We start from the raw sequence: 20617 nt of genomic DNA, 5'->3' as shown, positions 1-20617 counted from the left end.
GGCCTGCTGCCGGCGCAGGGCCTGCGGCGGCACGCCCGCCGCCTCGGCCTCGGCGTAGGCGCGCTGGAGCTGCCGCTCGCGCGCCGCCACCAGGGCGTCGTCGCAGCCGGTCCCGCAGCCGCCGGCCCGCGCCACGCGGGTGGCGCCCTCGCCGCGCAGAGGCGCCGGGCGTGGCGGCTCGGGCGGCGCGATCGCGGGCTTGCGGGCCGGCGCGGTCGGCCGGGACTTGGCGACGGCCACGGCCTTCCGTCGCTCGCTGCCGACCGGAGAGGGGGGCGCGGGCTTTGGCGCGCGGGCTTCGGCCTTGGCGGTCCGCTGCGGCTTCGGCCCGGGCCCGGCGCGGGCGGCGGCAGGCTTGGGCTTGTCGGGCGCGGCCCTGGACCTGGCTTCCGCCCTGAGAGCTGGGGCGGAGGCGGGCGCGGTCTTCGTCGCCGGCCGGGAGGTCGAGGGGCCGCCGTCGTCCCCGGGGCGACGCGCCGCTGTGGTGCGTGGCGGCGTCTGGGAGGCCCGTGCGGCCGCGGGTGCGGCGACCGCGACGGCCCTCACGACGCGTCCGGCGTCGGGCGCGGGATGGTCGGGCGGGCGCGGCATCGTATAGGGCGCGGCGTTCTCGGCGGCGGCGGCGGCCATGTCGGGCGGCAGGACCTCGATGGGCAGGCCGACCGGCGCGGGCGTCTCGTCCACCACGACCTGGAGCAGGGGTTCGGCGATCGTCTCGACCGGTCGTGACGCTTCCGGCTCGGGGCCGGTCGTGGCTTCCGGCGCCGGACGGGCGACGAATCCCAGGCCGGCGCCCAGGACGCAGGCGCCGACGACCCCCGCCAGCGCGATGCGCCACGCCCCCGAAGGCCCGGCTTCGATCAGGCTGAACGACCCGGGCGGCGGATGAGGGGAGGCCAGGTTGGAGGTTGCCTGTTGGGAGGCTGAAGGGCGCGGCGCCGACCGAGACGGCGGCAGGGCGCGGGGCGGCGGTTCCGGCGACATGGGCGACCCTTCGACACACAGGGTCCCTCGACGTACTGGACAGGCCGGAAGGCGGCGCGCAGAACGCCGCGCCGAAAATCGCCCCAGTCCCCTATGCTCTCCCGTTCACAGATTGAGGCCATTTCGAGCGCGATGCAAATCCCGGTCCTGGAAACCGAACGGCTGATCCTCCGGGCGCCCGAACCGCAGGACTTCGACGCCTGGGCGGCCTTCTGCGCCGACCCCGAAGCGATGCGGTTCCTGGGCGGGCCGGCCGACCGGATCGGCGCGTGGCGCATCATGTCGGGCATGGCGGGCGGTTGGATGTCGCGCGGGTTCTCCATGTTCTCGGTCGTCGAGAAGGCGACCGGCCGCTGGGTGGGGCGGCTGGGGCCCTGGCAACCGGAGGGCTGGCCGGGAACCGAGGTGGGCTGGGGCCTCGCGCGCGACGCCTGGGGCCGGGGCTACGCCACCGAGGGCGCCGCCGCCGCCATCGACTGGGCGTTCGACGCCCTGGGCTGGACGGAGGTGATCCACACGATCGAGGCGGAGAACATCCCGTCGCAGGCCGTGGCGACGCGACTTGGCTCGCGCATCCTTCGCCAGGCGACCCTGCCGCCGCCGCTCGGCCTCACGGTCGACTGCTGGGGCCAGAGCCGGGTGGAATGGCGGGCGCGGCGCCGGGACTGACGGACCGGTCGGCGATCCGGGATTTCAGATCCAGCCCTTGTCGCGCAGCGCGCCGGCGTAGGTGCGGCTGACGGGGACCTCGGCGCCGTCCTTCAGGGTGAGGGTGGCGCGGCCGTCGCCCCGGCGCGCGCCCACGATGGCGTCGCGGGCAACCCACCAGGACCGGTGGACCTGGGCGCCCTCGATCCCCTCCAGCTCGGCCACCGCGTCGGCCAGGCGCATCAGGATCAGGTCCTGGCCTCTGGAGGTGTGGAGGCGGAGGTAGTGGTCCTCGGCCTCGACCGCCCACACCTCGGCGCCGCGCAGTTTCAGGGGCAGCCGTTCGAGGAACCTCGGCGGCGGGGCCGCGGCCTCTTCGGCCGTGGCGCCGTCGTGGCGCATCTCGATCAGCATGTTGATCGCCGTGAGGACCACGGAGATCGCGAAGACCGGCCCGAAGTAGTAGGGCAGCTCCGCCAGGTCCGGCGACCCGCCGAAGGCGTAGTTCGAGGCGACCCAGACCACCCCGGTGAGCGGTACGCTCATGAGGAGCGAGGCCAGCAGCACGTCCAGCCACGGGAAGCCCGTGCGCAGCCGCCCGCCGGCGAAGAACAGCCGCGCCACGGCCGAGCCCCAGACGTAGCCCAGGGCGATCAGGACGCACCAGTACGCCGCGCGGACGGCCAGCGGCGCGTTCCCGGTGCCGAAGGCGCCCGAAACCGTGAGGAAGGCGGCCGCGGTCGCGGCGACGGCGAGGCCGCGGAGCCATCTGGCCGGTCCGGTCGGTCCGGCCGCCCGCCGGGGAGGGGCGCCCTTCACGGCGTCGTCGCGCGCGGCGCACGAACGGGGGGCCCCGGCGGTCCGCGCCGCCTCGCCGTCATCCGGCGCATTCCCGCTCGCATCCTGTCCGGACGATGGCCATGACCCGCTTCGACCCGGGCGGTCGGGCGCCGCCCCATCGGGACCGGAGATAAAGGATGCCGTCTGTTTCGCAAGCCGGGCCTGGCGCCAAGGGGGCGGGCGCCCCCGGATGGGCCGTCCGGACGCGCGCTCTGGATGGAACTTCCGCAGCGTGAGCATCGTCACGGTTTGGAGGCCTCCCGCGGTTGTCATCGGGGGGGCCGGCGCCTATAAGCCCGCTCACTCGCCGAGAGGGCGAGCGTCCGGCAGCCGCCCCAAGGCCTCATGAACATCCACGAACACCAAGCCAAAGCCGTCCTCGCGGAGTTCGGCGTCGCCGTTCCGCGCGGGTACGCCGCGTTTTCCGTCCAGGAGGCCGTCGACGCGGCCGCCAAGCTGGGCGGACCCGTCTTCGTCGTGAAGTCGCAGATCCACGCCGGCGGGCGCGGCAAGGGCCGGTTCGAGGGCCTGGGCCCCGACGCCAAGGGCGGCGTCCGCGTGGTCAAGTCGGCCGACGACGTGAAGGCCAACGCCGAGGAGATGCTGGGCCGGGTGCTGGTGACGCACCAGACGGGCCCCAAGGGCAAGCAGGTGAACCGCCTCTACATCGAGGAAGGCGCCGCCATCGCCAAGGAATTCTACCTGTCGCTGCTGGTCGACCGCGAAACGAGCCGGGTCTCGGTCGTGGCGTCCACGGAAGGCGGCATGGACATCGAGGAGGTGGCCCACGACAGCCCCGAGAAGATCACCACCTTCTCGATCGACCCGGCCACCGGCGTGTTTCCCCACCACGGCCGCGCGCTGGCCGGCGCGCTGGGCCTGAAGGGCGACCTGGCCAAGCAGGCGGCGACCCTGCTCTCGCAGCTCTACGCGGCCTTCGTGGCCAAGGACATGAGCATGCTGGAGATCAACCCGCTGATCGTCACGGCGGACGACCAGCTCCGCGTGCTGGACGCCAAGGTCAGCTTCGACTCCAACGCCCTGTACCGCCACAAGGACATCCAGGCGCTGCGCGACGAGACCGAAGAGGACCCGAAGGAGATCGAAGCGTCGAAGTTCGACCTCTCCTACATCGCCCTCGACGGCGAGATCGGCTGCATGGTCAACGGCGCCGGCCTGGCGATGGCCACCATGGACATCATCAAGCTGTACGGCGCCGAGCCGGCCAACTTCCTGGACGTGGGCGGCGGCGCCGACGAGGCCAAGGTGACGGCGGCGTTCAAGATCATCATCGCCGATCCGAACGTGAAGGGCATCCTGGTCAACATCTTCGGCGGCATCGCCCGTTGCGACATCCTCGCCAACGGCGTCATCGCGGCGGTGAAGCAGGTGGGCCTGAACGTGCCCCTGGTGGTGCGGCTGGAAGGCACCAACGCCGAGCTGGGCAAGAAGATCATCAACGAAAGCGGCCTGAACGTCATCGCCGCGAACGACCTCTCGGACGGCGCCGAGAAGATCGTGAAGGCCGTGCGGGGCGCTGCGTAAGACATGTCGATCCTGATCAACAAGAACACCCGCGTCATCTGCCAGGGCATCACGGGCGCCCAGGGCACGTTCCACAGCGAGCAGGCCGTCGCCTACGGCACCAAGATGGTCGGCGGCGTCACGCCCGGCAAAGGCGGCACGACCCATATCGGCCTGCCCGTGTTCGACACCGTCGCCCAGGCGGTGAAGGAGACGGGCGCCGAGGCCAGCGTGATCTACGTCCCGCCGCCGTTCGCCGCGGACTCGATCCTGGAGGCCATCGACGCCGAGGTCCCGCTGATCGTCTGCATCACCGAGGGCATCCCGGTGGCCGACATGGTCAAGGTGAAGCGCTCGCTGTCGGGCTCGAAGTCGCGCCTCATCGGGCCCAACTGCCCCGGCGTGCTGACGCCGGACGAGTGCAAAATCGGCATCATGCCCGGAAACATCTTCAAGCGCGGCAGCGTGGGTGTTGTTTCCCGCTCGGGCACGCTTACCTACGAAGCCGTGTTCCAGACCACTCAGGCAGGGCTCGGCCAGACGACGGCCGTGGGGATCGGCGGCGACCCGGTGAAGGGCACCGAGTTCATCGACATGCTCCAGATGTTCCTGGACGACGACGAGACCGAGTCGATCATCATGATCGGCGAAATCGGGGGTTCGGCCGAGGAAGACGCGGCCGAGTTCATCAAGAATTCACCAAAGAAGAAGCCTATGGTCGGTTTCATCGCGGGCCGCACGGCGCCGCCGGGACGTCGCATGGGCCATGCCGGCGCGATCATCTCGGGGGGCAAGGGCGGCGCCGAGGACAAGATCGCGGCGATGGAGGCGGCGGGCATCCGGGTCTCGCCCTCGCCGGCCGCGCTGGGCACGACGCTGCTCGAGGTGCTGAAGGGCGCCTGACGGGCTGACATTGGAATAGGGCGGTCCGCCCTCGGCTCCTTCTTCCGAGTCCGTGGGGCCCGCCCGCGGAAGGCGAAGGACATGGCGGACGACGCAGGCCTGATCAACGACGTTCTGGCCGAGACATCTTTCCTCTACGGCGGCAATGCGGCCTTCGTGGAGGAGCTCTACGCGAAGTGGGCGAGCGATCCGGGCTCGGTGGAGCCCTCCTGGCAGGCGTTCTTCGCCTCGCTCGCCGAGCGCGCCGACGAGGTGAAGCGGGCCGTCGCGCCGCCCGCCTGGACAAGGCCCTCCGCGCCCGCCGCCCGCCCCGACTGGATGAGCGCCATCGACGGCCTCTGGCCGGCGGTCGAGGCCAAGGTCGGCAAGGCGATCGAGGCCCGCAAGCCCACCGCCTCCGTGGACGAGGTCCGCGCCGCGACGCTGGATTCCCTTCGCGCCATCATGATGATCCGCGCCTACCGGATGCGCGGCCACCTGAAGGCCAACCTGGACCCCCTGGGCATCGCCACGACCGAGGGCGACGCCTCGGAACTGGATCCCGCCAGCTACGGCTTCGCCGGGGCCGACTTCGACCGGCCGATCTTCCTGGACTATGTGCTGGGCCTGGAGACCGCGACCATCCGCGAGATCCTGGAGATCCTGCGCCGCACCTACTGCGGGAACGTGGGCGTGCAGTACATGCACGTGTCCAACCCTCAGGAGAAGGCCTGGCTGCAGGAGCGGATCGAGGGCCGCGACAAGGAGATCGTCTTCACGAAGGAAGGCAAGGTCGCCATCCTGAAGAAGCTGATCGAGGCCCAGGGCTTCGAGGCCTTCCTGCACCGCCGCTTCCCCGGCACCAAGCGCTTCGGCCTGGACGGCGGCGAGTCGATGGTCCCGGCGCTGGAGCAGATCATCAAGCGCGGCGGCGCGATGGGGGTGCAGGACATCGTCGTCGGCATGCCGCACCGGGGCCGCCTGAACGTGCTGGCCGCGGTGATGGGCAAGCCCTACCACATCATCTTCCACGAGTTCCAAGGCGGGACCGCCGTGCCCTCGGACGTGCAGGGCTCGGGCGACGTGAAATATCACCTGGGCGCCAGCTCGGACCGCGAGTTCGACGGCAATTCGGTTCACCTGTCGCTGACGGCGAACCCGTCGCACCTGGAAATCGTGAATCCCGTGGTGATCGGCAAGGCGCGCGCCAAGCAGGCGTTCACCCTGCGCGAGAAGGCCGACGCCGGCAGGACCCACGTCATGCCGCTGCTGCTGCACGGCGACGCCGCGTTCGCGGGCCAGGGCGTGGTGGCCGAGTGCTTCGCGCTGTCGGGCCTGCGCGGCTACGGCGTGGGCGGCACCATGCACTTCGTGGTGAACAACCAGATCGGCTTCACCACCAGCCCGAAGAACAGCCGCAGCTCGCCCTATCCGACCGATGTGGCGCTGATGGTCGAGACGCCGATCTTCCATGTGAACGGCGACGATCCCGAGGCCGTGACCTTCGCCGCCAAGGTGGCCACCGAGTATCGCCAGCTGTTCGGCAAGGACGTGGTCATCGACATGTTCTGCTACCGGCGGTTCGGTCACAACGAGGGCGACGACCCCACGATGACCCAGCCCCTGATGTACGCGAAGATCAAGGGGCACCCGTCGGTCCGCGACCTCTACGCCCAGCGCCTGGTGGGCGAGGGCGTGGCCACCCAGGGCGAGGTCGACGGCTGGATCAGCGACTTCGACAAGTTCCTGGACGCCGAGTTCGAGGCCGGCAAGCAGTACAAGGCCAACAAGGCCGACTGGCTGGACGGCAAGTGGTCGAACGTGAAGCTCGCCACCGGCGACGAGCGCTATGCCACCGGCGTGCCGCGCGAGAAGCTGCTGGACCTGGGCCGCAAGATGACGGCCATCCCCGAGCGGGTCGCGCCGCACAAGACCGTCGAGCGCGTGATCCAGGGTCGCCGCGATGCGATCGAGAGCGGCTCGGGCATCGACTGGGCCACCGGCGAAGCCCTGGCCTTCGCGACGCTGCTGGACCAGGGCTTCCCCGTCCGGCTGTCGGGCCAGGACAGCGTGCGCGGCACTTTCAGCCAGCGCCACTCGGGGATCATCGACCAGAAGACCGAGGAGGTCTATTTCCCGCTCCGCAACCTCTCGCCGACCCAGGCGCACTTCGAGGTGCTGGACTCGGCGCTCTCGGAAGAGGCGGTGCTGGGCTTCGAGTATGGCTTCTCGCTGACCGACCCCGACACCCTGACGCTCTGGGAAGCCCAGTTCGGCGACTTCGTGAACGGCGCCCAGGTGGTGATCGACCAGTTCATCAGCTCGGGCGAGCGGAAGTGGCTGCGGATGAGCGGCCTCGTCATGCTGCTGCCGCACGGCTACGAGGGTCAGGGCCCCGAGCACTCGTCGGCGCGCCTCGAGCGCTTCCTGCAACTCTGCGCCGAGGACAACATGCAGGTGGTCAACGTGACCACCCCGGCGAACTACTTCCACGTCCTGCGCCGGCAGCTGCTCCGCGAGTTCCGCAAGCCGCTGATCGTCATGACGCCCAAGTCGCTGCTGCGCCACAAGCGGGCGGTGTCGAACCTGGCCGACATGGAGCTGGGCACCGGCTTCCACCGGGTGATGGTGGACGGCGCCGAGGTCGGCTGCGACGTGGGCGGCGTGCAGCTCCGCCCCGACGCCGAGATCAAGCGCGTCATCCTCTGCTCGGGCAAGGTCTACTTCGACCTGGTGGAGCAGCGGGCCAAGTCGGGTCGCGACGACGTCTACATCCTGCGCCTGGAGCAGTTCTATCCGTGGCCGCTGAAGTCGATCACAGGCGAGCTGAAGCGGTTCCGGAACGCCGAGCTGGTGTGGTGCCAGGAGGAGCCCAAGAACATGGGCGGCTGGCAGTTCGTCGATCCCTGGCTGGAGCTGACCCTCGAGCGGATGAGCGTCAAGGCCAAGCGCGCCCGCTATGTGGGCCGTCCGGCCTCGGCCTCGACCGCCGCCGGCCTGATGAGCCGCCACCTGAAGGAACTCGAGTCGTTCCTGACCGAGGCCTTCGCGTAGCCTAAACTCCCGTCATCCGTTTCAACTGCTGTTTGTGTCCGAGACACTCCAAGGAGCCTTCCCCCCGATGGCCGACATCATGACCCCGGCGCTGGGTGAATCCGTCACCGAAGCGACCGTCGCGCGCTGGGCCAAGCAGGCCGGCGAGGCGGTCCGCAAGGACGAGATCCTGGTCGAGCTGGAGACCGACAAGGTCAGCCTGGAGGTGGCCGCGCCCGCAGACGGCGTGCTGGCGGAGATCAGCGCCGAGGAGGGCGCGACGGTCGAGCCGGGCACGGTCCTGGGCAAGATCACGGAAGGCGCGGCCGCCACAGCGACGCCGGCCGCGAAGGCGGCCGAGGCGCCGAGACCCGCCGCCAAGGCCGAACCTGCGGCGGCGGCCAAGCCTGCTCCCGCCAAGGCGGCTCCGGCCGCCGAGCCCGTCCTGGCGCCCTCGGCCCAGCGGATCGCGGCCGAGAACAGGCTGGACCCAGCCGCGATCCCCGGCACCGGCAAGGACGGCCGCGTGACCAAGGGCGACGCCCTGGCCGCGCTGGAAGCCCGCGCCTCGGCGCCGCCGGCGACACCTGCGCCCGCCGCGCCCCGCGAGATCCACGCGCGCGAGGAACGCGTGCGGATGACCCGCCTGCGCCAGACGATCGCGCGCCGGCTGAAGGAGGCCCAGAACTCGGCCGCCATGCTGACCACCTTCAACGAGGTGGACATGAGCGCGGTCATGGCCCTGCGCAACGAGTACAAGGACGTCTTCGAGAAGCGCCACGGGGTGAAGCTGGGCTTCATGTCCTTCTTCGTGAAGTCGGTGGTCCACGCGCTGAAGCAGGTCCCGGACGTCAACGCCGAGATCGACGGCACGGACGTCATCTACAAGAACCACTACGACATCTCGGTGGCCGTCGGCACCGAGAAGGGCCTGGTGACGCCGGTGGTGCGCGACGCCGACGCCATGAGCCTGGCCGACATCGAGAAGGAGATCGGCGCCCTGGGCCGGAAGGCCCGCGACGGCCAGCTCTCGATGGACGACCTCCAGGGCGGCACCTTCACCATCTCGAACGGCGGCATCTACGGCTCGCTGATGTCGACGCCGATCCTGAACCCGCCGCAGTCGGGCATCCTGGGCATGCACAAGATCCAGGAGCGGCCGATGGTGGTGGGCGGCCAGATCGTGGTGCGCCCGATGATGTACCTGGCGCTCAGCTACGACCACCGGATCGTCGACGGCAAGGGCGCGGTCACCTTCCTCGTCCACGTGAAGGACGCCATCGAGGACCCGCAGCGCCTGCTGCTGGACCTCTGAGGCGGTTCCGCTTCGCCCGCGCGCCACGTCCCGGCGCGTGCAACTGAATTCTGTTTCCTGGGGGCCGACATGGCTCAGTACGACGTCGTCATCATCGGAGGCGGTCCGGGCGGCTACAACGCCGCGATCCGGGCGGGGCAGCTCGGGCTGAAGGCCGCCTGCGTGGAGAGCCGCGGGACGCTGGGCGGAACGTGCCTGAACGTCGGCTGCATGCCCTCGAAGGCGCTGTTGCACGCCTCGGAGCTGTTCGCCGCGGCCGGCTCGGAGTTCGCGACGCTGGGGATCGAGGTCGCGCCGAAGCTGAACCTGCCCCAGATGATGAAGCAGAAGGACGACTCGGTCGGCCAGCTCACTAAGGGCATCGAGTTCCTGTTCAAGAAGAACAAGGTCGACTGGGTGAAGGGCCACGGCCGCATCGCCGGAGCCGGCAAGGTCGAGGTGACGGGCGAGGACGGCCAGGTCACGGCGCTGGAGGCCAAGAACATCGTCATCGCCACGGGCTCGGAGCCGTCGAGCCTGCCGGGCGTCGAGGTGGACCAGAAGCGCATCGTCGATTCCACCGGCGCGCTCGCCCTCCCGGAGGTCCCCGGTCATCTGGTGGTGATCGGCGCCGGCATCATCGGCCTGGAGCTGGGCTCGGTCTGGCGGCGGCTGGGCGCCAAGGTCACCGTCGTGGAGTACCTGGACCGCATTACGCCCGGCGTGGACGCCGAGGTGGCCAAGGCCTTCCAGCGCGCGCTGACCAAGCAGGGGATCGCGTTCAAGCTGGGGGCCAAGGTGACCGGCGCCAAGGCGTCGAAGAAGGGCGTCGCCCTGACCTTCGAGCCGGTCAAGGGCGGTGACGCCGAGACGCTGGAGGCCGACTACGTGCTGCTGGCCATCGGGCGGCGGCCGTTCACGAGCGACCTTGGTCTCGACACCGTCGGGATCACCCCCGACAAGCGCGGCTTCATCGAGACCGACCACTGGAAGACCTCGGCGCCCGGCGTCTGGGCCATCGGGGACGTGACGCACGGGCCGATGCTGGCGCACAAGGCCGAGGAAGAGGCCGTGGCCTGCATCGAGACCCTGGCGGGCAAGGCCGGCCACGTGAACTACGGCGTCATCCCGGGCGTGATCTACACCGCCCCCGAAGTGGCCTGGGTCGGCAAGACCGAGGAGGAGCTGAAGGCCGAAGGCCGCGCCTACAAGGTGGGCAAGTTCCCCTTCACCGCCAACAGCCGCGCGAAGATCAACCACGAGACCGAAGGGTTCGCCAAGGTGCTGGCCGACGCCGCGACCGACGAGGTCCTGGGCGCGCATCTGATCGGGCCTTCGGTGTCCGAGATGATCGGCGAATTCTGCGTGGCCATGGAGTTCCGCGCGGCGTCCGAGGACGTGGCCCGCACCTGCCATCCGCACCCGACCCGCTCGGAGGCGCTGCGGCAGGCCGCGATGGGGGTCGAAGGGTGGACGATGCAGGCCTGAGGGCCGATCCGCCCCGCGGTCTGGTCATCCGCCGCGCGCGGCCGGATGAGCTGGGCGCCTGCGCGAACGTCTATGTCCGCGTCCTCACCGACACCTTCACCTGGCTCCCGCCCGAGCGGCACCGGGCCGAGGATTTCCTGGCCGCCGCGCGGGACGAGGAGGTCTTCGTCGCTGTCGACGCGGGCCGTATCGTAGGCGTGGCCGCGCTCTATCGCCCCCAGGCGTTCCTGCATTCGCTGTATGTGGGCGATCGTGGCCGGGGCGTCGGCCGGCTGCTGCTGCGCTATGTCCTGGCGGCGGCGGGCGGGCGCCTGGAGCTGAAGTGCCAGACCGCCAACCGGCGGGCGCAGGCCTTCTATCTGCGCGAGGGCTTCCGCTGTGTGGAAGCCGGCGAGGACGGCGGCGTCCCCTGGCTGCGCTTCGTTCATGGCTGAAACTTAATTTGGCCGTCCGCAGGACGGGTGGCAGCCTTTGCGGCGTCCGCCGTCATCCTGGGGAGAAGGCTGCGATGATCTCCGTGCTGTCCGCCGCGGCTGTCCTGGCCGCGCTGCCCGTGACTTCGCCGCTCGCCGCCGCCGCCGAGAACCGGCCCCCCGAAGCGGCGTCCGAGGCCGACCAGAGCGCGTGCCGGGCGCATGGCGTGATGCTGACCGCCCAGCCCGGCGGGCGGGTGCTGATGTATCCATCCGACGATCCTGTCCGGCTCCGGCGGCTATCGGAGCTTCCCAGGCCCGATCACGAGAAGACCGTGCTGCGCTCGGTCGGCGGCTGCGCCCTGCCGCTGGTCGTGGGCTACGAGGTCGGCCGCTAGGCGATGGCGTTCGTCCCGCACCTCCTCGTCATGGCGATCGGCGCCGGCGGGCCGGCGGCCCAGGCGCCCGAGCCCGGAACCGTGAAATGCCGTCCGGCGCCCTACATGGTTTCGGATCGCGTCGCGTCGCGCCCGGCCAAGCTGACGCTGGCCTATGGATCGCCCCGGGCCGGAACCGCCCGCGGCGGACAGCCCTGCATCCTGATGCGGCACGGGGCGGGCGGCGCGCTGGCCGGCGAGACCGACGCCCGGCGATAGGCGTCCTGGCCGTGCGACGCTATGCCCGCGGATGGGCGGCGGCATAGGCGCCGAGCAGCGCGGCGGCGTCCACCTCGGTGTAGCGCTGGGTCGTGCTGAGCGAGGCGTGGCCCAGCAACTCCTGGATGGACCGCAGATCGGCCCCCGCGCCCAGGAGGTGCGTGGCGAAGGAATGGCGCAGCGCGTGGGGCGTGGCGCTGTCCGACAGTCCTAGCCGGCTTCGCAGGCGCTGGACGGTGGCCTGGACGTGGCGCGGCGACAGCGGGCCGCCGCGCGGCGCGCGGAACAGGGCGTCATCCGGCGGCAGCACGAGGGGCAGGTCGGCGACATAGATGTCGATCGCCCGACGGACCGCCGGCAGGACCGGGACGATCCGGGTCTTGCCGCCCTTGCCGGTGATGCGCAGCAGGTCGCCCAGAGGCGCGTCCCGACGACGGAGCGACAGGGCTTCCGAAATCCGCAGACCGCAGCCGTAGAGGAGGGTGAGGACCGCTTCGTCGCGGGCTGTCTCCCAGTCGGCGCGGTCCGGGTCGAGGCCCGGCTCGGCCAGGAGGCCACGGGCCTGGTCCTCCGAGACGGGACGCGGCGCGCCGGGCTTCACCTTGGGGCCGCGGACGAGGGTCAAGGCCGCGTTGGGGATATCGTATCGCCGGTCGAGGAACCGGTGGAACGTCCGGATGGCCGAGAGCGCCTGACTGACCGAGCGGGGGGACAGCGGCCGGTCGCCACCGCGCAGATGCGCCAGCCAGGCCCGGATTTCCGACGCGGCGATCCCGCCCAGGTCGGCGGCCCGCAACGCCTCGCCACGATGACGCTGGAGGAACGCCAGGTAGCGGGCGGCCGCGAAGCCATAGGCTTCGAGCGTCCGTGGTGAGGCGCGGCGCTCGTGGGCCAGATGCTCCAGCCAGGCCGCGCGAGCCTGGTCGGCGGTCAGAGGCGCGGCCATCGCTCCGCCGTCCGCTCGACCACGCGGGCCAGGAAGGCCACCAGTTCGGCGCCCATGTCGGGGGTGAAGTCCTCGTCGTGGACCGAGCCGAACGCCAGGAGCCCGCGATGCGACGGCTCCCAGATCGCCAGCCGCACCATGGCCATCGAGCGGATCTCCTCGGGCGCGTCGCCGAAGAGGCCCAGCGCGGTCGGCGCGAAGCCCATCCGCGCCATCCGGCGCGGACCGTCCAGAAGGAGGTCGACCTGGCCGTCCACCAGCCCGCGCCACCCGGCGGGCGGGAGGCCCTCGCATTCCAGGGCGATCACGCCGGCGGTCAGGCCGAAGCGGTTCCGGGCGATCTCGTCCACTCGTCGCGCCAGGTCGGCGTGGTTGCGCGCGTCCAGCAGGTCGACGACGGCGCCGTGCGTCTGGGCCTGGGCGGCGAAGTTCGCGCGCGCCACCTCCTCGAGGAGCTGGCGCTGTTCGGTCTCGCGCTGATGGGCGGCGTGGACGCGCGCCAGCGGGGCCAGCTCGACCACGTTGTCGCCGAGAAGGGTCAGGCCAAGCTCGGCCAGCAGGCCGGGGTCGGCTTTCAGGAAATCGGGGTTGTCGGCGAGGAACCGCCGGACCGCGGACGGGTCGAGCGGGGATGATCCGAATTCGAACTCGCCCTGCGACCCGTCCATATCACCTCAAGCCCCTACAGGATGGACTGACCGGTCTTCGCCCAGTCCGCCATGAACTGTTGGAGCCCGCGTTCGGTTAACGGATGCTTGAAAAGCGCCAGGAAGACGTCCGGCGGGATGGTCGCGCAGTCGGCGCCCGACAGCGCGGCCTCGGTGACATGGGCCGGCGTGCGGATCGAGGCGGCCAGGATCTCGGTGTCGAAGTCGTAGTTGTCGTAGATCGCCCGGATCTCGGTGATCAGGTCCATGCCGGCCGCGCCGTGATCGTCCAGCCGGCCGATGAAGGGGCTGATGTAGGTGGCTCCCGACTTGGCCGCCAGCAGCGCCTGGGCCGCCGAGAAGCAGAGGGTGACGTTGGTCTGGATTCCCTCGGCCGAGAACTCGCGCGTGGCGACCAGGCCGTCGCGGGTCAGCGGGACCTTGACCACCACGTTGGGCGCGACCCCGGCCAGCTTGCGGCCCTCGGCCAGCATGGCCTGGGCCTCGGTGGCCGCCACCTCGGCCGAGACCGGCCCGTCCACCAGGGCGCAGATCTCGGCGATCACCTCCAGCATGTTGCGTCCGGACTTGGCGATCAGGGACGGGTTGGTGGTGACGCCGTCCACCAGGCCGGTGGCGGCGAGGTCCTTGAGGACGGCGGTGTCGGTGGTGTCGAGAAAGAGCTGCATGGTCTCGCCTTGGTCGGGATCGCGTTCTCGCCGCTTGTAGCGGCGATGGCCGACAGCGCAAAACAGGGCCGATGAGCCGCATCGCCTCGGTCCTGATTCCCATGCCCCTGCCGGAGGCGTTCGACTACGCCGAGCCCGAGGGCATGGGCCTGGCGCCTGGAGACCAGGTGGCCGTGCCCCTGGGGCCGAGGACCCTGCGCGGCGTTGTGGTGGAGCTGCGCGACGCCCTGGGCGGCAACCGGCCGCTGAAGCCCGTGGCCGAACGGCTGGACGACCCGCCGCTGCCGCCGGGCACGCTGGAGTTCGTGCAATGGGCCGCCCGCTACGCCGTGGACGCGCCGGGCCAGCCGCTGGCCATCGCGCTGCGCGGCGCCCGCGCCCAGAAGGCGCGGCCCCAGCGGGTGGTGGCCGCCACGGGACGCGCGCCGGCGCGCGCGACGCCGGCGCGAGGGCGGGTTCTCGACGCCGCGGCGCAGCCCATGCCGGCCGCCGACCTCGCGCGCGCGGCCGGGGTTTCGGCGGGGGTGGTGAAGGGCCTGGTGGACGAGGGCGTGCTCGAGGTGCGCGAGGTCGATCCCCGAAAGCCCTTCGATCCGCCCGACGCATCGCGCCGCGGGGCGCCCCTCAACCCCAGCCAGGCCGCGGCCGCCGAGGCGTTCCGCAGGGCGCCGGAGGGGTTCTCGGTCACGCTGCTGGACGGGGTGACGGGCTCGGGCAAGACCGAGGTCTATCTCGAGGCCGCCGCCGCGGCGCTGGCCGCGGATCCCGAGGCGCAGGTTCTGATCCTGTTGCCCGAGATCGCCCTCACCCAGGCCGTGATCGCCCGCGTGGCGGCCCGTTTCGGCGCCGCGCCCGGCGAGTGGCATTCCGACGTCGCTCCGCCCGCCCGCCGCCGGGTCTGGGAGGCGACCGCCGCCGGGGCGTGTCGCATCGTGGTCGGCGCGCGCTCGGCCCTGTTCCTGCCCTTCCGGCGCCTGCGCCTGATCATTGTGGACGAGGAGCACGACGGTTCGTTCAAGCAGGAAGAGGGGTTCATCTACCACGCCCGCGACCTGGCTGTGGTCCGTGGGCGGATCGAGAACGCCGCCGTGGTGCTGGCTTCGGCCACGCCGTCGCTGGAGAGCCTGCGCAATGCCGAGACCGGCCGCTATCGCTGGCTGCGGCTGTCGATGCGGCACGGGGCGGCCCGCCTGCCGGACATCGAGCTGATCGACCTGCGGGAGACGCCGCCCGAGGCCGGCCGCTGGCTTTCCCCGCCCCTGGTCCGCGCCGTGGGCGAGACCCTGGCGCGGGGCGAACAGACCCTGCTGTTCCTGAACCGTCGCGGCTATGCGCCCCTGGTGCTGTGCAAGGCGTGCGGCGAGCGGATGACCGCGCCCGACACCGATTCCTGGCTGGTGGAGCACCGCTACACCGGCCGCCTGGTCTGCCACCTGACCGGCTTCTCCATGCCGAAGCCCGCAGCCTGCCCGCACTGTGGGGCGAAGGACAGCCTGGTGTCGATCGGACCGGGCGTGGAGCGGGTGGAGGAGGAGGCCCGGTCGCTGTTCCCCGAGGCGCGCATCGCCGTCTTCTCGTCCGACACGGTGTTCGACGCGCGGGAGGCGCGGCGGCTGGTCGAACGGATGGCGGCGGGGGAGATCGACATCCTGGTGGCGACCCAGGCCGCCGCCAAGGGCCACAACTTTCCGCGCCTGACGCTGGTGGGCGTGGTGGACGCCGACCTTGGCCTGCGGGGCGGGGACCTGCGGGCCGGCGAGCGCACCTATCAGCTCCTGGCCCAGGCGACAGGCCGGGCGGGCCGCCACGACCGCCCCGGCCGGGCCTTGCTGCAGACCTACGCCCCCGACCATGCGGTGATGCTGGCGCTCGCCGCCCAGGACCGGGACGCTTTCGTCGCCGCCGAGATGGCCGAGCGCGAGCTGGCCGGGCTGCCGCCGTTCGGCCGCCTGGCCGCGGTGATCGCCTCGGGCCCCGACGCCGGCCAGCTCGACGCGTTCGTCCAGGACATGGCCCGCGCCGCGCCGAACGCCCCGGGGGTCGAGGTCTACGGCCCGGCGGACGCGCCCCTGGGCCTGATCCGTGGCCGGCGGCGCAAGCGCTTCCTGGTGCGGGCCGACCGCGGCGTGGACCTCTCGGCCTATATGGCCGCCTGGCGCGCGCGCGTGCGGCCGCCGGGCCCCGTCCGGGTGGCCATAGACATCGACCCGTACAGCTTCCTGTAGCCGGCGGCCCCCTTCCTGGTCTCGGGGAAGGGGGCCGCGCGGCGATCAGTGCCGCGTATTGTCGTCGGCGGCCGCCTTCCGCACCTGTCGTCGGCGGACCATCATGTTCAGGGCCTCGACGCCCGCCGAGAACGCCATGGCCGCGTAGATGTAGCCCTTCGGGACATGCACCCCGAAGCCGTCGGCGATCAGGATCGCGCCGATCATCAGCAGGAAGCCCAGCGCCAGCATCACCACCGTCGGGTTGTTGTTGATGAAGTTGGCGAGCGGATCGGCGGCGATCAGCATGATGATCACGGTGATCACCACCGCGGTGATCATGATGGGCAGCTGATCGGTCATCCCGATCGCGGTCAGGATCGAGTCGATCGAGAACACGATGTCGAGAAGGATGATCTGGAAGATCGCCGACCCGAAGTTGGTGATCACCTTGCCCTTCACGTCCAGAAGGGTGTCGGTCTCGTGGGGGTCGACCTTCTCGTGGATTTCGGTCGTCGCCTTCCAGACCAGGAAGAGGCCGCCCGAGATCAGGATGATGTCTCGCCACGAGAAGTCGAGCTCGAAGATCGGCTTGCCGTCCTGGCCGATCATGCCGTGCCAGGGCAGGCTGAAGACCGTCTGGGTCATGCCGACGATGAAGGCCAGCGTCGACAGCAGACCCAGCCGCATGACCAGCGCCAGCGAGATGCCGATCCGGCGCGCCTTCGTGCGCTGGTGCTCGGGCAGCTTGTTCGAGAGGATCGATATGAAGATGAGGTTGTCGATGCCGAGGACCACCTCCATCACGATGAGGGTGATGAGGGCCGCCCATGCGGCCGGGTCGCTCAAGAGGGCGACGATGTCCATTTTCGTAGTTTCTCCCAGCTTCCCCGCGCGCGCATATCTAGTGGCTCCTGCGAGAACAGCCAGAGGGCAGAGCGCGGCGCCCCGCGGCGCCTAAAATCTGGGCGCCCGGAACGGAATCTCACGGGTTCGTGATGTGGAAACTCTCCTGACGCGCGAGTCTCGGTTGGTCTGTGCTCAGGGGACGCGAGCACTTGTTTCGGTTTGTTGCAATGCGGTGTGACCAAGTGACGAGAAGAAAAATGCAGATAAAAGAATAAGTCGAAGACGGCTGATACGACGCCGGAATACAAGATCTAGAGAGGTGGAGCGGAAAATTTTTCTTCGATCGAGGGGATGCTTCACGATAAGCATGGAACTTGCTGATCCCGATCCGCTGTTGGCTTGTGGCGCGGCTATGCAGGCCTGTGGATAACCCGCGAGGATTGGGACGGCTCAGCTCGTAAACCCTCTTTTCACCCCCGGCATATACGGCTAGCCCTTCACGCGGAGAGTTCGGGGAGTCACCGAGAGCATGCGCAAACGGACGCGGACCCTTGTGGGTTCCCTGGCCGCCGCGGCCTTCGTGGCCTTCGCGCCGGCAGGCGCGATCGCCGACACCTACTGGCAGTGCGTGCCTTTCGCGCGCCTCATCTCCGGCATCCAGATCTTCGGCGACGCCCGCACCTGGTGGGGCCAGGCGGTCGGCAAGTACGAGACGGGCTTCGTTCCGCGCGCCGGCGCCGTGCTCTGCTTCAAGCCCACGTCACGGATGCGACTGGGCCATGTGGCCGTCGTGAGCCAGGTTCTGACCGATCGCGTCGTCCAGATCACCCATGCCAACTGGAGCCCCATCGGCGGCTCGCGGGGCAAGGTGGAACAGGACGTCACGGTCATCGACGTGTCGCCCGAGGGGGATTGGAGCGAGGTGAAGGTCTGGTACGACCCCAACCGCGACCTGGGCGGCTCGACCTACGCCGTCCACGGCTTCATCTATCCCGACGCCACGGCCCGCGTCCTGGCCGCCACCGGCATGAGCAAGGTCCAGAACGGCGCCATCGCCGTCGCCCAGTCCGCCGCGTCACAGATGGCCAATGCGGTCCGGCCGGGCCAGGGGCCCATGAGCGTGCTGTCACAGGCCGCCGATTCCACGGACCGTATCGCCGCCCTGATCGCGGCCGCCACCCGCCCGGACGCGCCGACCGCGCGCTGAATCCCCGCGTTGACGCACGTCGCGACGCACGCCCACAAAGGCGCGCGGAGGCTTCGGCATGCTCCAGGTCCTGCGGCGCGGCGACGCCGCCTTCCATATCGTCTCGCCGGACGCCGGCTGGCGCGTCGAGTCCGACGTCGTGTGGATCGACCTGCTCCGGCCCACGCGCGAGGAGGAGCTGGCCGTCGAGGCCGCGCTGGGCCTGGACCTCCCCACGCCGAGCGAGATGGCGGCGCTCGAGCCGTCCAGCCGGCTCTACCAGGAACACGGCGCCACGTTCCTGACCGCTACGCTGCTGGCGCGCAGCGCGGCCGAGGCGCCGTTCGGCGCCCCTGTGACCTTCGTTCTCGCCAAGGGCCTGCTCGTCACCCTTCGCTATCATGACTTCCGCGCCTTCACCGTCTTCGCGGGGCGGGCCTGTGTCGAGGTCGACGCCGACGGCGGCTCGGCCTTCCTGGGCCTGCTGGACGCCGTGATCGAACGCCTGGCCCAGGTTCTCGACGAGACCGGCCATCGGGTCGAGGAGGCCTCGGCCGCCATCTTCGAGCGACCCAAGGCGGGCAACTTCCGTCCGATGCTCACAGGGTTGGCCAAGGCCCAGTCCCTGACCGCCCTGGCCCGTTCGAGCCTGGTCAGCCTGGCCCGGATGCTCAGCTTCGCGGCGCTGGCCCCACGGATCGCCGGGGCCGCGGAGGCGCGGGCGCACCTCGACAGCCTCCAGCGCGACGCCCAGTCGCTGTCCGAGCACGCGAGCCAGCAGTCGGCGCATGTGGCCTTCCTGCTCGACGCCGCCCTGGGCCTCATCAACATCGAGCAGAACGGGATCATCAAGTTCTTCTCGGTGGTCGCGGTGGTGTTCATGCCGCCCACCCTCATCGCCTCGATCTACGGCATGAACTTCCGGGTGATGCCCGAACTCGGCTGGGCCCTGGGCTACCCCGCCGCCGTTCTCGCGATGGTGGTCGCCGCCGCGCTTCCGGTCCTCTGGTTCAAGCATCGCGGCTGGCTCTGAATCGGGTTTCAGGATCGCTTAAGGCTGTCCTGCAACCGCACCTTAAGCCCGCTTGCGGCATGGTGAACGGCAAGGTCCCGAATGTCGTCCCAGCCTCAGCAGCATCACACCGCGCTCGACGCCCCCGCCTTGCGCGAAGCGCTGGAGGCGCATCAGCGCTATCTGGCCGGCCGTTCCGGGGGGCGGCGGCTCAACCTGCACTACGCCGACCTGGCGAACTGTTCGCTGGAGGGCCTGGATCTTCGCGACGCCGACCTGACCGGCGCCCGGCTTTCGGGCGCGACCCTGGCGCGGGCCAACCTCTCGCGGGCGATCCTGTTCGGCGCCGACCTTCGCGAAGCCGACATGCGGCATGTGAACCTGAAGCGGGCCGACCTGCGCGGCGTCTGCATGCGCGGCGCCAATCTCGCGGGCGCCGAACTGGCCGGCTGCGACCTGCGTGAAGGCCGCATCGCGCTTCAGGACAAGCTGGACGGCTTCCGCATCCTGCGTCACGAGCATCGGCCAGGTGAGCTGAACTACGCTGTCCTGGCCGGGGCGAACCTCGCCGGAGCGCAGATGAGCGGCGCGGTGGCGATGACTTCGGACTTCACCGACGCCAATCTGTCGGGCGCCGTCCTGACGGGCGCCAAGCTGATGCGCGCCGTGCTGGACGGCGCCGATCTTTCGCACGCGGACCTCGGCGGCGCCGACCTGACCGGGGCGTCGATGAAGCGGGCCGTGCTGAACGGTGTGAACCTGAGCCAGGCGCGGCTGGACGACTGCGACCTGACCGGCGTGCTCCGGGCGCCGCCGCCGATCTTCTACATCGACGACAAGTCGCTCGCCGAAGTGCTTTCCGAGCACGAGGCGTTCTGTGACACCCATGGCCGGCAGGGCCAGGTCGTGAAGCTGTCCGAAGTGGATTTCCGGCCGATGAAGGCGCTGAAGAAGCGGCGTCTCTCCGGGTTGTCGGCGCCCCGGTCCATCTTCTTCGGCATGGACCTGGAAGGTGTCCAGCTTCAGGGCGCCGACCTGTCGGGCAGCGACTTCCGGGGCGCGAACCTGCGTGAGGCCGACCTGCGCGGGGCCCGGTTCACCCACGCGCAACTGGCCCGCGCCGACCTGCGCGGCGCGAAGATGGGCCCGCTGACCATAGGCGACAACCGCTTCGTCCGTACCGACTTCAGCCGCGCGTCCCTCCGCGGCGCGGATCTTCGAGGCGCCCATGCCCCCCGGGCCCGGTTCCTGGAAGCCGAGATGGACGGCGCCCGCCTCGCCGGCTGCGATCTGGCGGGCGCGGAGATGGAAATCTAGCCCGG

Annotated in this window: 18 protein-coding genes and 1 pseudogene; 13 read left to right on the top strand and 6 right to left on the bottom strand. The window is 70.6% G+C overall.

Going from position 1 to position 20617, the window contains the following annotated elements; genetic code table 11:
* A pseudogene (locus tag WG212_RS12615) lies at positions 1 to 984 on the bottom strand (hypothetical protein); the annotation flags it as partial.
* A gap of 132 nt (positions 985 to 1116) precedes the next feature.
* Here WG212_RS12615 and WG212_RS12610 point away from each other — a divergent pair.
* Positions 1117 to 1653: a GNAT family N-acetyltransferase gene (locus tag WG212_RS12610; RefSeq protein ID WP_337187446.1), complete on the top strand. Its 537-nt coding sequence runs from the start codon at positions 1117 to 1119 to the stop codon at positions 1651 to 1653.
* 24 nt (positions 1654 to 1677) lie between these two features.
* Here WG212_RS12610 and WG212_RS12605 read toward each other — a convergent pair whose 3' ends face one another.
* Positions 1678 to 2451, bottom strand: coding sequence for a LytTR family DNA-binding domain-containing protein (locus WG212_RS12605; RefSeq protein WP_337187445.1), 774 nt, complete (start codon positions 2449 to 2451; stop codon positions 1678 to 1680).
* 366 nt (positions 2452 to 2817) lie between these two features.
* On the opposite strand from WG212_RS12605, the gene sucC reads away from it, so the two are divergent.
* The 8 genes from sucC to WG212_RS12565 all read left to right on the top strand — a co-directional run bounded on the left by sucC (position 2818) and on the right by WG212_RS12565 (position 11762).
* A complete protein-coding gene (gene sucC, locus WG212_RS12600; RefSeq protein ID WP_337187444.1) occupies positions 2818 to 4017 on the top strand; it encodes an ADP-forming succinate--CoA ligase subunit beta in 1200 nt (399 codons plus the stop codon).
* A gap of 3 nt (positions 4018 to 4020) precedes the next feature.
* Positions 4021 to 4899, top strand: coding sequence for a succinate--CoA ligase subunit alpha (gene sucD / locus WG212_RS12595; protein WP_293378243.1), 879 nt, complete (start codon positions 4021 to 4023; stop codon positions 4897 to 4899).
* Positions 4900 to 4980: 81 nt separating this feature from the next.
* The gene (locus WG212_RS12590) at positions 4981 to 7932 is read left to right on the top strand and encodes a 2-oxoglutarate dehydrogenase E1 component (protein ID WP_337187443.1); all 2952 of its coding nucleotides are present in this window, start codon (positions 4981 to 4983) and stop codon (positions 7930 to 7932) included.
* A 67-nt stretch (positions 7933 to 7999) separates the two neighbouring features.
* On the top strand, positions 8000 to 9226 hold the full coding sequence (odhB, locus tag WG212_RS12585; RefSeq protein WP_337187442.1) for a 2-oxoglutarate dehydrogenase complex dihydrolipoyllysine-residue succinyltransferase: 1227 nt from the start codon (positions 8000 to 8002) through the stop codon (positions 9224 to 9226).
* A gap of 69 nt (positions 9227 to 9295) precedes the next feature.
* Positions 9296 to 10693: a dihydrolipoyl dehydrogenase gene (gene lpdA / locus WG212_RS12580; RefSeq protein ID WP_337187441.1), complete on the top strand. Its 1398-nt coding sequence runs from the start codon at positions 9296 to 9298 to the stop codon at positions 10691 to 10693.
* Positions 10675 to 11127, top strand: coding sequence for a GNAT family N-acetyltransferase (locus tag WG212_RS12575; RefSeq protein ID WP_337187440.1), 453 nt, complete (start codon positions 10675 to 10677; stop codon positions 11125 to 11127). The genes lpdA and WG212_RS12575 overlap by 19 nt, the downstream gene beginning before the upstream one ends.
* Positions 11128 to 11201: 74 nt before the next feature.
* Positions 11202 to 11504 (top strand): hypothetical protein, encoded by a 303-nt coding sequence (locus tag WG212_RS12570; RefSeq protein WP_337187439.1) that lies wholly within the window; start codon positions 11202 to 11204, stop codon positions 11502 to 11504.
* 3 nt (positions 11505 to 11507) lie between these two features.
* A complete protein-coding gene (locus WG212_RS12565; RefSeq protein WP_337187438.1) occupies positions 11508 to 11762 on the top strand; it encodes a hypothetical protein in 255 nt (84 codons plus the stop codon).
* Positions 11763 to 11781: 19 nt separating this feature from the next.
* On the opposite strand, the gene WG212_RS12560 is transcribed toward WG212_RS12565, so the two are convergent.
* The 3 genes from WG212_RS12560 to fsa are packed head-to-tail and all read right to left on the bottom strand — an operon-like array spanning position 11782 to position 14044.
* Positions 11782 to 12708 carry a tyrosine recombinase XerC gene (locus tag WG212_RS12560; RefSeq protein ID WP_337187437.1) on the bottom strand — a complete coding sequence of 309 codons (927 nt, stop codon included), beginning with the start codon at positions 12706 to 12708 and terminating at the stop codon, positions 11782 to 11784.
* The gene (locus WG212_RS12555) at positions 12693 to 13376 is read right to left on the bottom strand and encodes a DUF484 family protein (RefSeq protein WP_337187436.1); all 684 of its coding nucleotides are present in this window, start codon (positions 13374 to 13376) and stop codon (positions 12693 to 12695) included. Before WG212_RS12555 ends, WG212_RS12560 begins: the two co-directional genes overlap by 16 nt.
* A 14-nt stretch (positions 13377 to 13390) precedes the next feature.
* Positions 13391 to 14044, bottom strand: a complete 654-nt coding sequence (gene fsa, locus WG212_RS12550; RefSeq protein ID WP_337187435.1) for a fructose-6-phosphate aldolase — start codon at positions 14042 to 14044, stop codon at positions 13391 to 13393.
* A gap of 71 nt (positions 14045 to 14115) precedes the next feature.
* Between fsa and WG212_RS12545 the strand changes: the two genes are divergently transcribed.
* Positions 14116 to 16269, top strand: a complete 2154-nt coding sequence (locus WG212_RS12545) for a primosomal protein N' (protein WP_337187434.1) — start codon at positions 14116 to 14118, stop codon at positions 16267 to 16269.
* A 45-nt stretch (positions 16270 to 16314) separates the two neighbouring features.
* On the opposite strand, the gene WG212_RS12540 is transcribed toward WG212_RS12545, so the two are convergent.
* On the bottom strand, positions 16315 to 17115 hold the full coding sequence (locus WG212_RS12540) for a TerC family protein (protein ID WP_337187433.1): 801 nt from the start codon (positions 17113 to 17115) through the stop codon (positions 16315 to 16317).
* Between the two features lie 511 nt (positions 17116 to 17626).
* Between WG212_RS12540 and WG212_RS12535 the strand changes: the two genes are divergently transcribed.
* From WG212_RS12535 to WG212_RS12525, 3 genes are all read left to right on the top strand, one after another.
* Complete coding sequence (locus WG212_RS12535) at positions 17627 to 18304, top strand: CHAP domain-containing protein (protein WP_337187432.1); 678 nt, start codon at positions 17627 to 17629, stop codon at positions 18302 to 18304.
* Positions 18305 to 18362: 58 nt separating this feature from the next.
* Complete coding sequence (locus WG212_RS12530; RefSeq protein ID WP_337187431.1) at positions 18363 to 19316, top strand: magnesium transporter CorA family protein; 954 nt, start codon at positions 18363 to 18365, stop codon at positions 19314 to 19316.
* An 81-nt stretch (positions 19317 to 19397) separates the two neighbouring features.
* The gene (locus tag WG212_RS12525; RefSeq protein WP_337187430.1) at positions 19398 to 20612 is read left to right on the top strand and encodes a pentapeptide repeat-containing protein; all 1215 of its coding nucleotides are present in this window, start codon (positions 19398 to 19400) and stop codon (positions 20610 to 20612) included.
* Positions 20613 to 20617 lie beyond the last annotated feature (5 nt).

Origin of the sequence: Phenylobacterium sp., assembly GCF_037189685.1 — a bacterium.
Lineage (GTDB): Bacteria > Pseudomonadota > Alphaproteobacteria > Caulobacterales > Caulobacteraceae > Phenylobacterium.
This window is presented reverse-complemented; position numbering and strand designations above follow the sequence as displayed.

What these genes read in the sequence shown, in the direction of transcription:
- WG212_RS12610 (WP_337187446.1), top strand. Translation starts at nt 1,117, where the DNA reads ATGCAAATCCCGGTCCTGGAAACCGAACGGCTGATCCTCCGGGCGCCC.
- sucC (WP_337187444.1), top strand. Translation starts at nt 2,818, where the DNA reads ATGAACATCCACGAACACCAAGCCAAAGCCGTCCTCGCGGAGTTCGGC.
- sucD (WP_293378243.1), top strand. Translation starts at nt 4,021, where the DNA reads ATGTCGATCCTGATCAACAAGAACACCCGCGTCATCTGCCAGGGCATC.
- WG212_RS12590 (WP_337187443.1), top strand. Translation starts at nt 4,981, where the DNA reads ATGGCGGACGACGCAGGCCTGATCAACGACGTTCTGGCCGAGACATCT.
- odhB (WP_337187442.1), top strand. Translation starts at nt 8,000, where the DNA reads ATGGCCGACATCATGACCCCGGCGCTGGGTGAATCCGTCACCGAAGCG.
- lpdA (WP_337187441.1), top strand. Translation starts at nt 9,296, where the DNA reads ATGGCTCAGTACGACGTCGTCATCATCGGAGGCGGTCCGGGCGGCTAC.
- WG212_RS12570 (WP_337187439.1), top strand. Translation starts at nt 11,202, where the DNA reads ATGATCTCCGTGCTGTCCGCCGCGGCTGTCCTGGCCGCGCTGCCCGTG.
- WG212_RS12565 (WP_337187438.1), top strand. Translation starts at nt 11,508, where the DNA reads ATGGCGTTCGTCCCGCACCTCCTCGTCATGGCGATCGGCGCCGGCGGG.
- WG212_RS12560 (WP_337187437.1), bottom strand. Translation starts at nt 12,708, where the DNA reads ATGGCCGCGCCTCTGACCGCCGACCAGGCTCGCGCGGCCTGGCTGGAG.
- WG212_RS12555 (WP_337187436.1), bottom strand. Translation starts at nt 13,376, where the DNA reads ATGGACGGGTCGCAGGGCGAGTTCGAATTCGGATCATCCCCGCTCGAC.
- fsa (WP_337187435.1), bottom strand. Translation starts at nt 14,044, where the DNA reads ATGCAGCTCTTTCTCGACACCACCGACACCGCCGTCCTCAAGGACCTC.
- WG212_RS12545 (WP_337187434.1), top strand. Translation starts at nt 14,116, where the DNA reads ATGAGCCGCATCGCCTCGGTCCTGATTCCCATGCCCCTGCCGGAGGCG.
- WG212_RS12540 (WP_337187433.1), bottom strand. Translation starts at nt 17,115, where the DNA reads ATGGACATCGTCGCCCTCTTGAGCGACCCGGCCGCATGGGCGGCCCTC.
- WG212_RS12535 (WP_337187432.1), top strand. Translation starts at nt 17,627, where the DNA reads ATGCGCAAACGGACGCGGACCCTTGTGGGTTCCCTGGCCGCCGCGGCC.
- WG212_RS12530 (WP_337187431.1), top strand. Translation starts at nt 18,363, where the DNA reads ATGCTCCAGGTCCTGCGGCGCGGCGACGCCGCCTTCCATATCGTCTCG.
- WG212_RS12525 (WP_337187430.1), top strand. Translation starts at nt 19,398, where the DNA reads ATGTCGTCCCAGCCTCAGCAGCATCACACCGCGCTCGACGCCCCCGCC.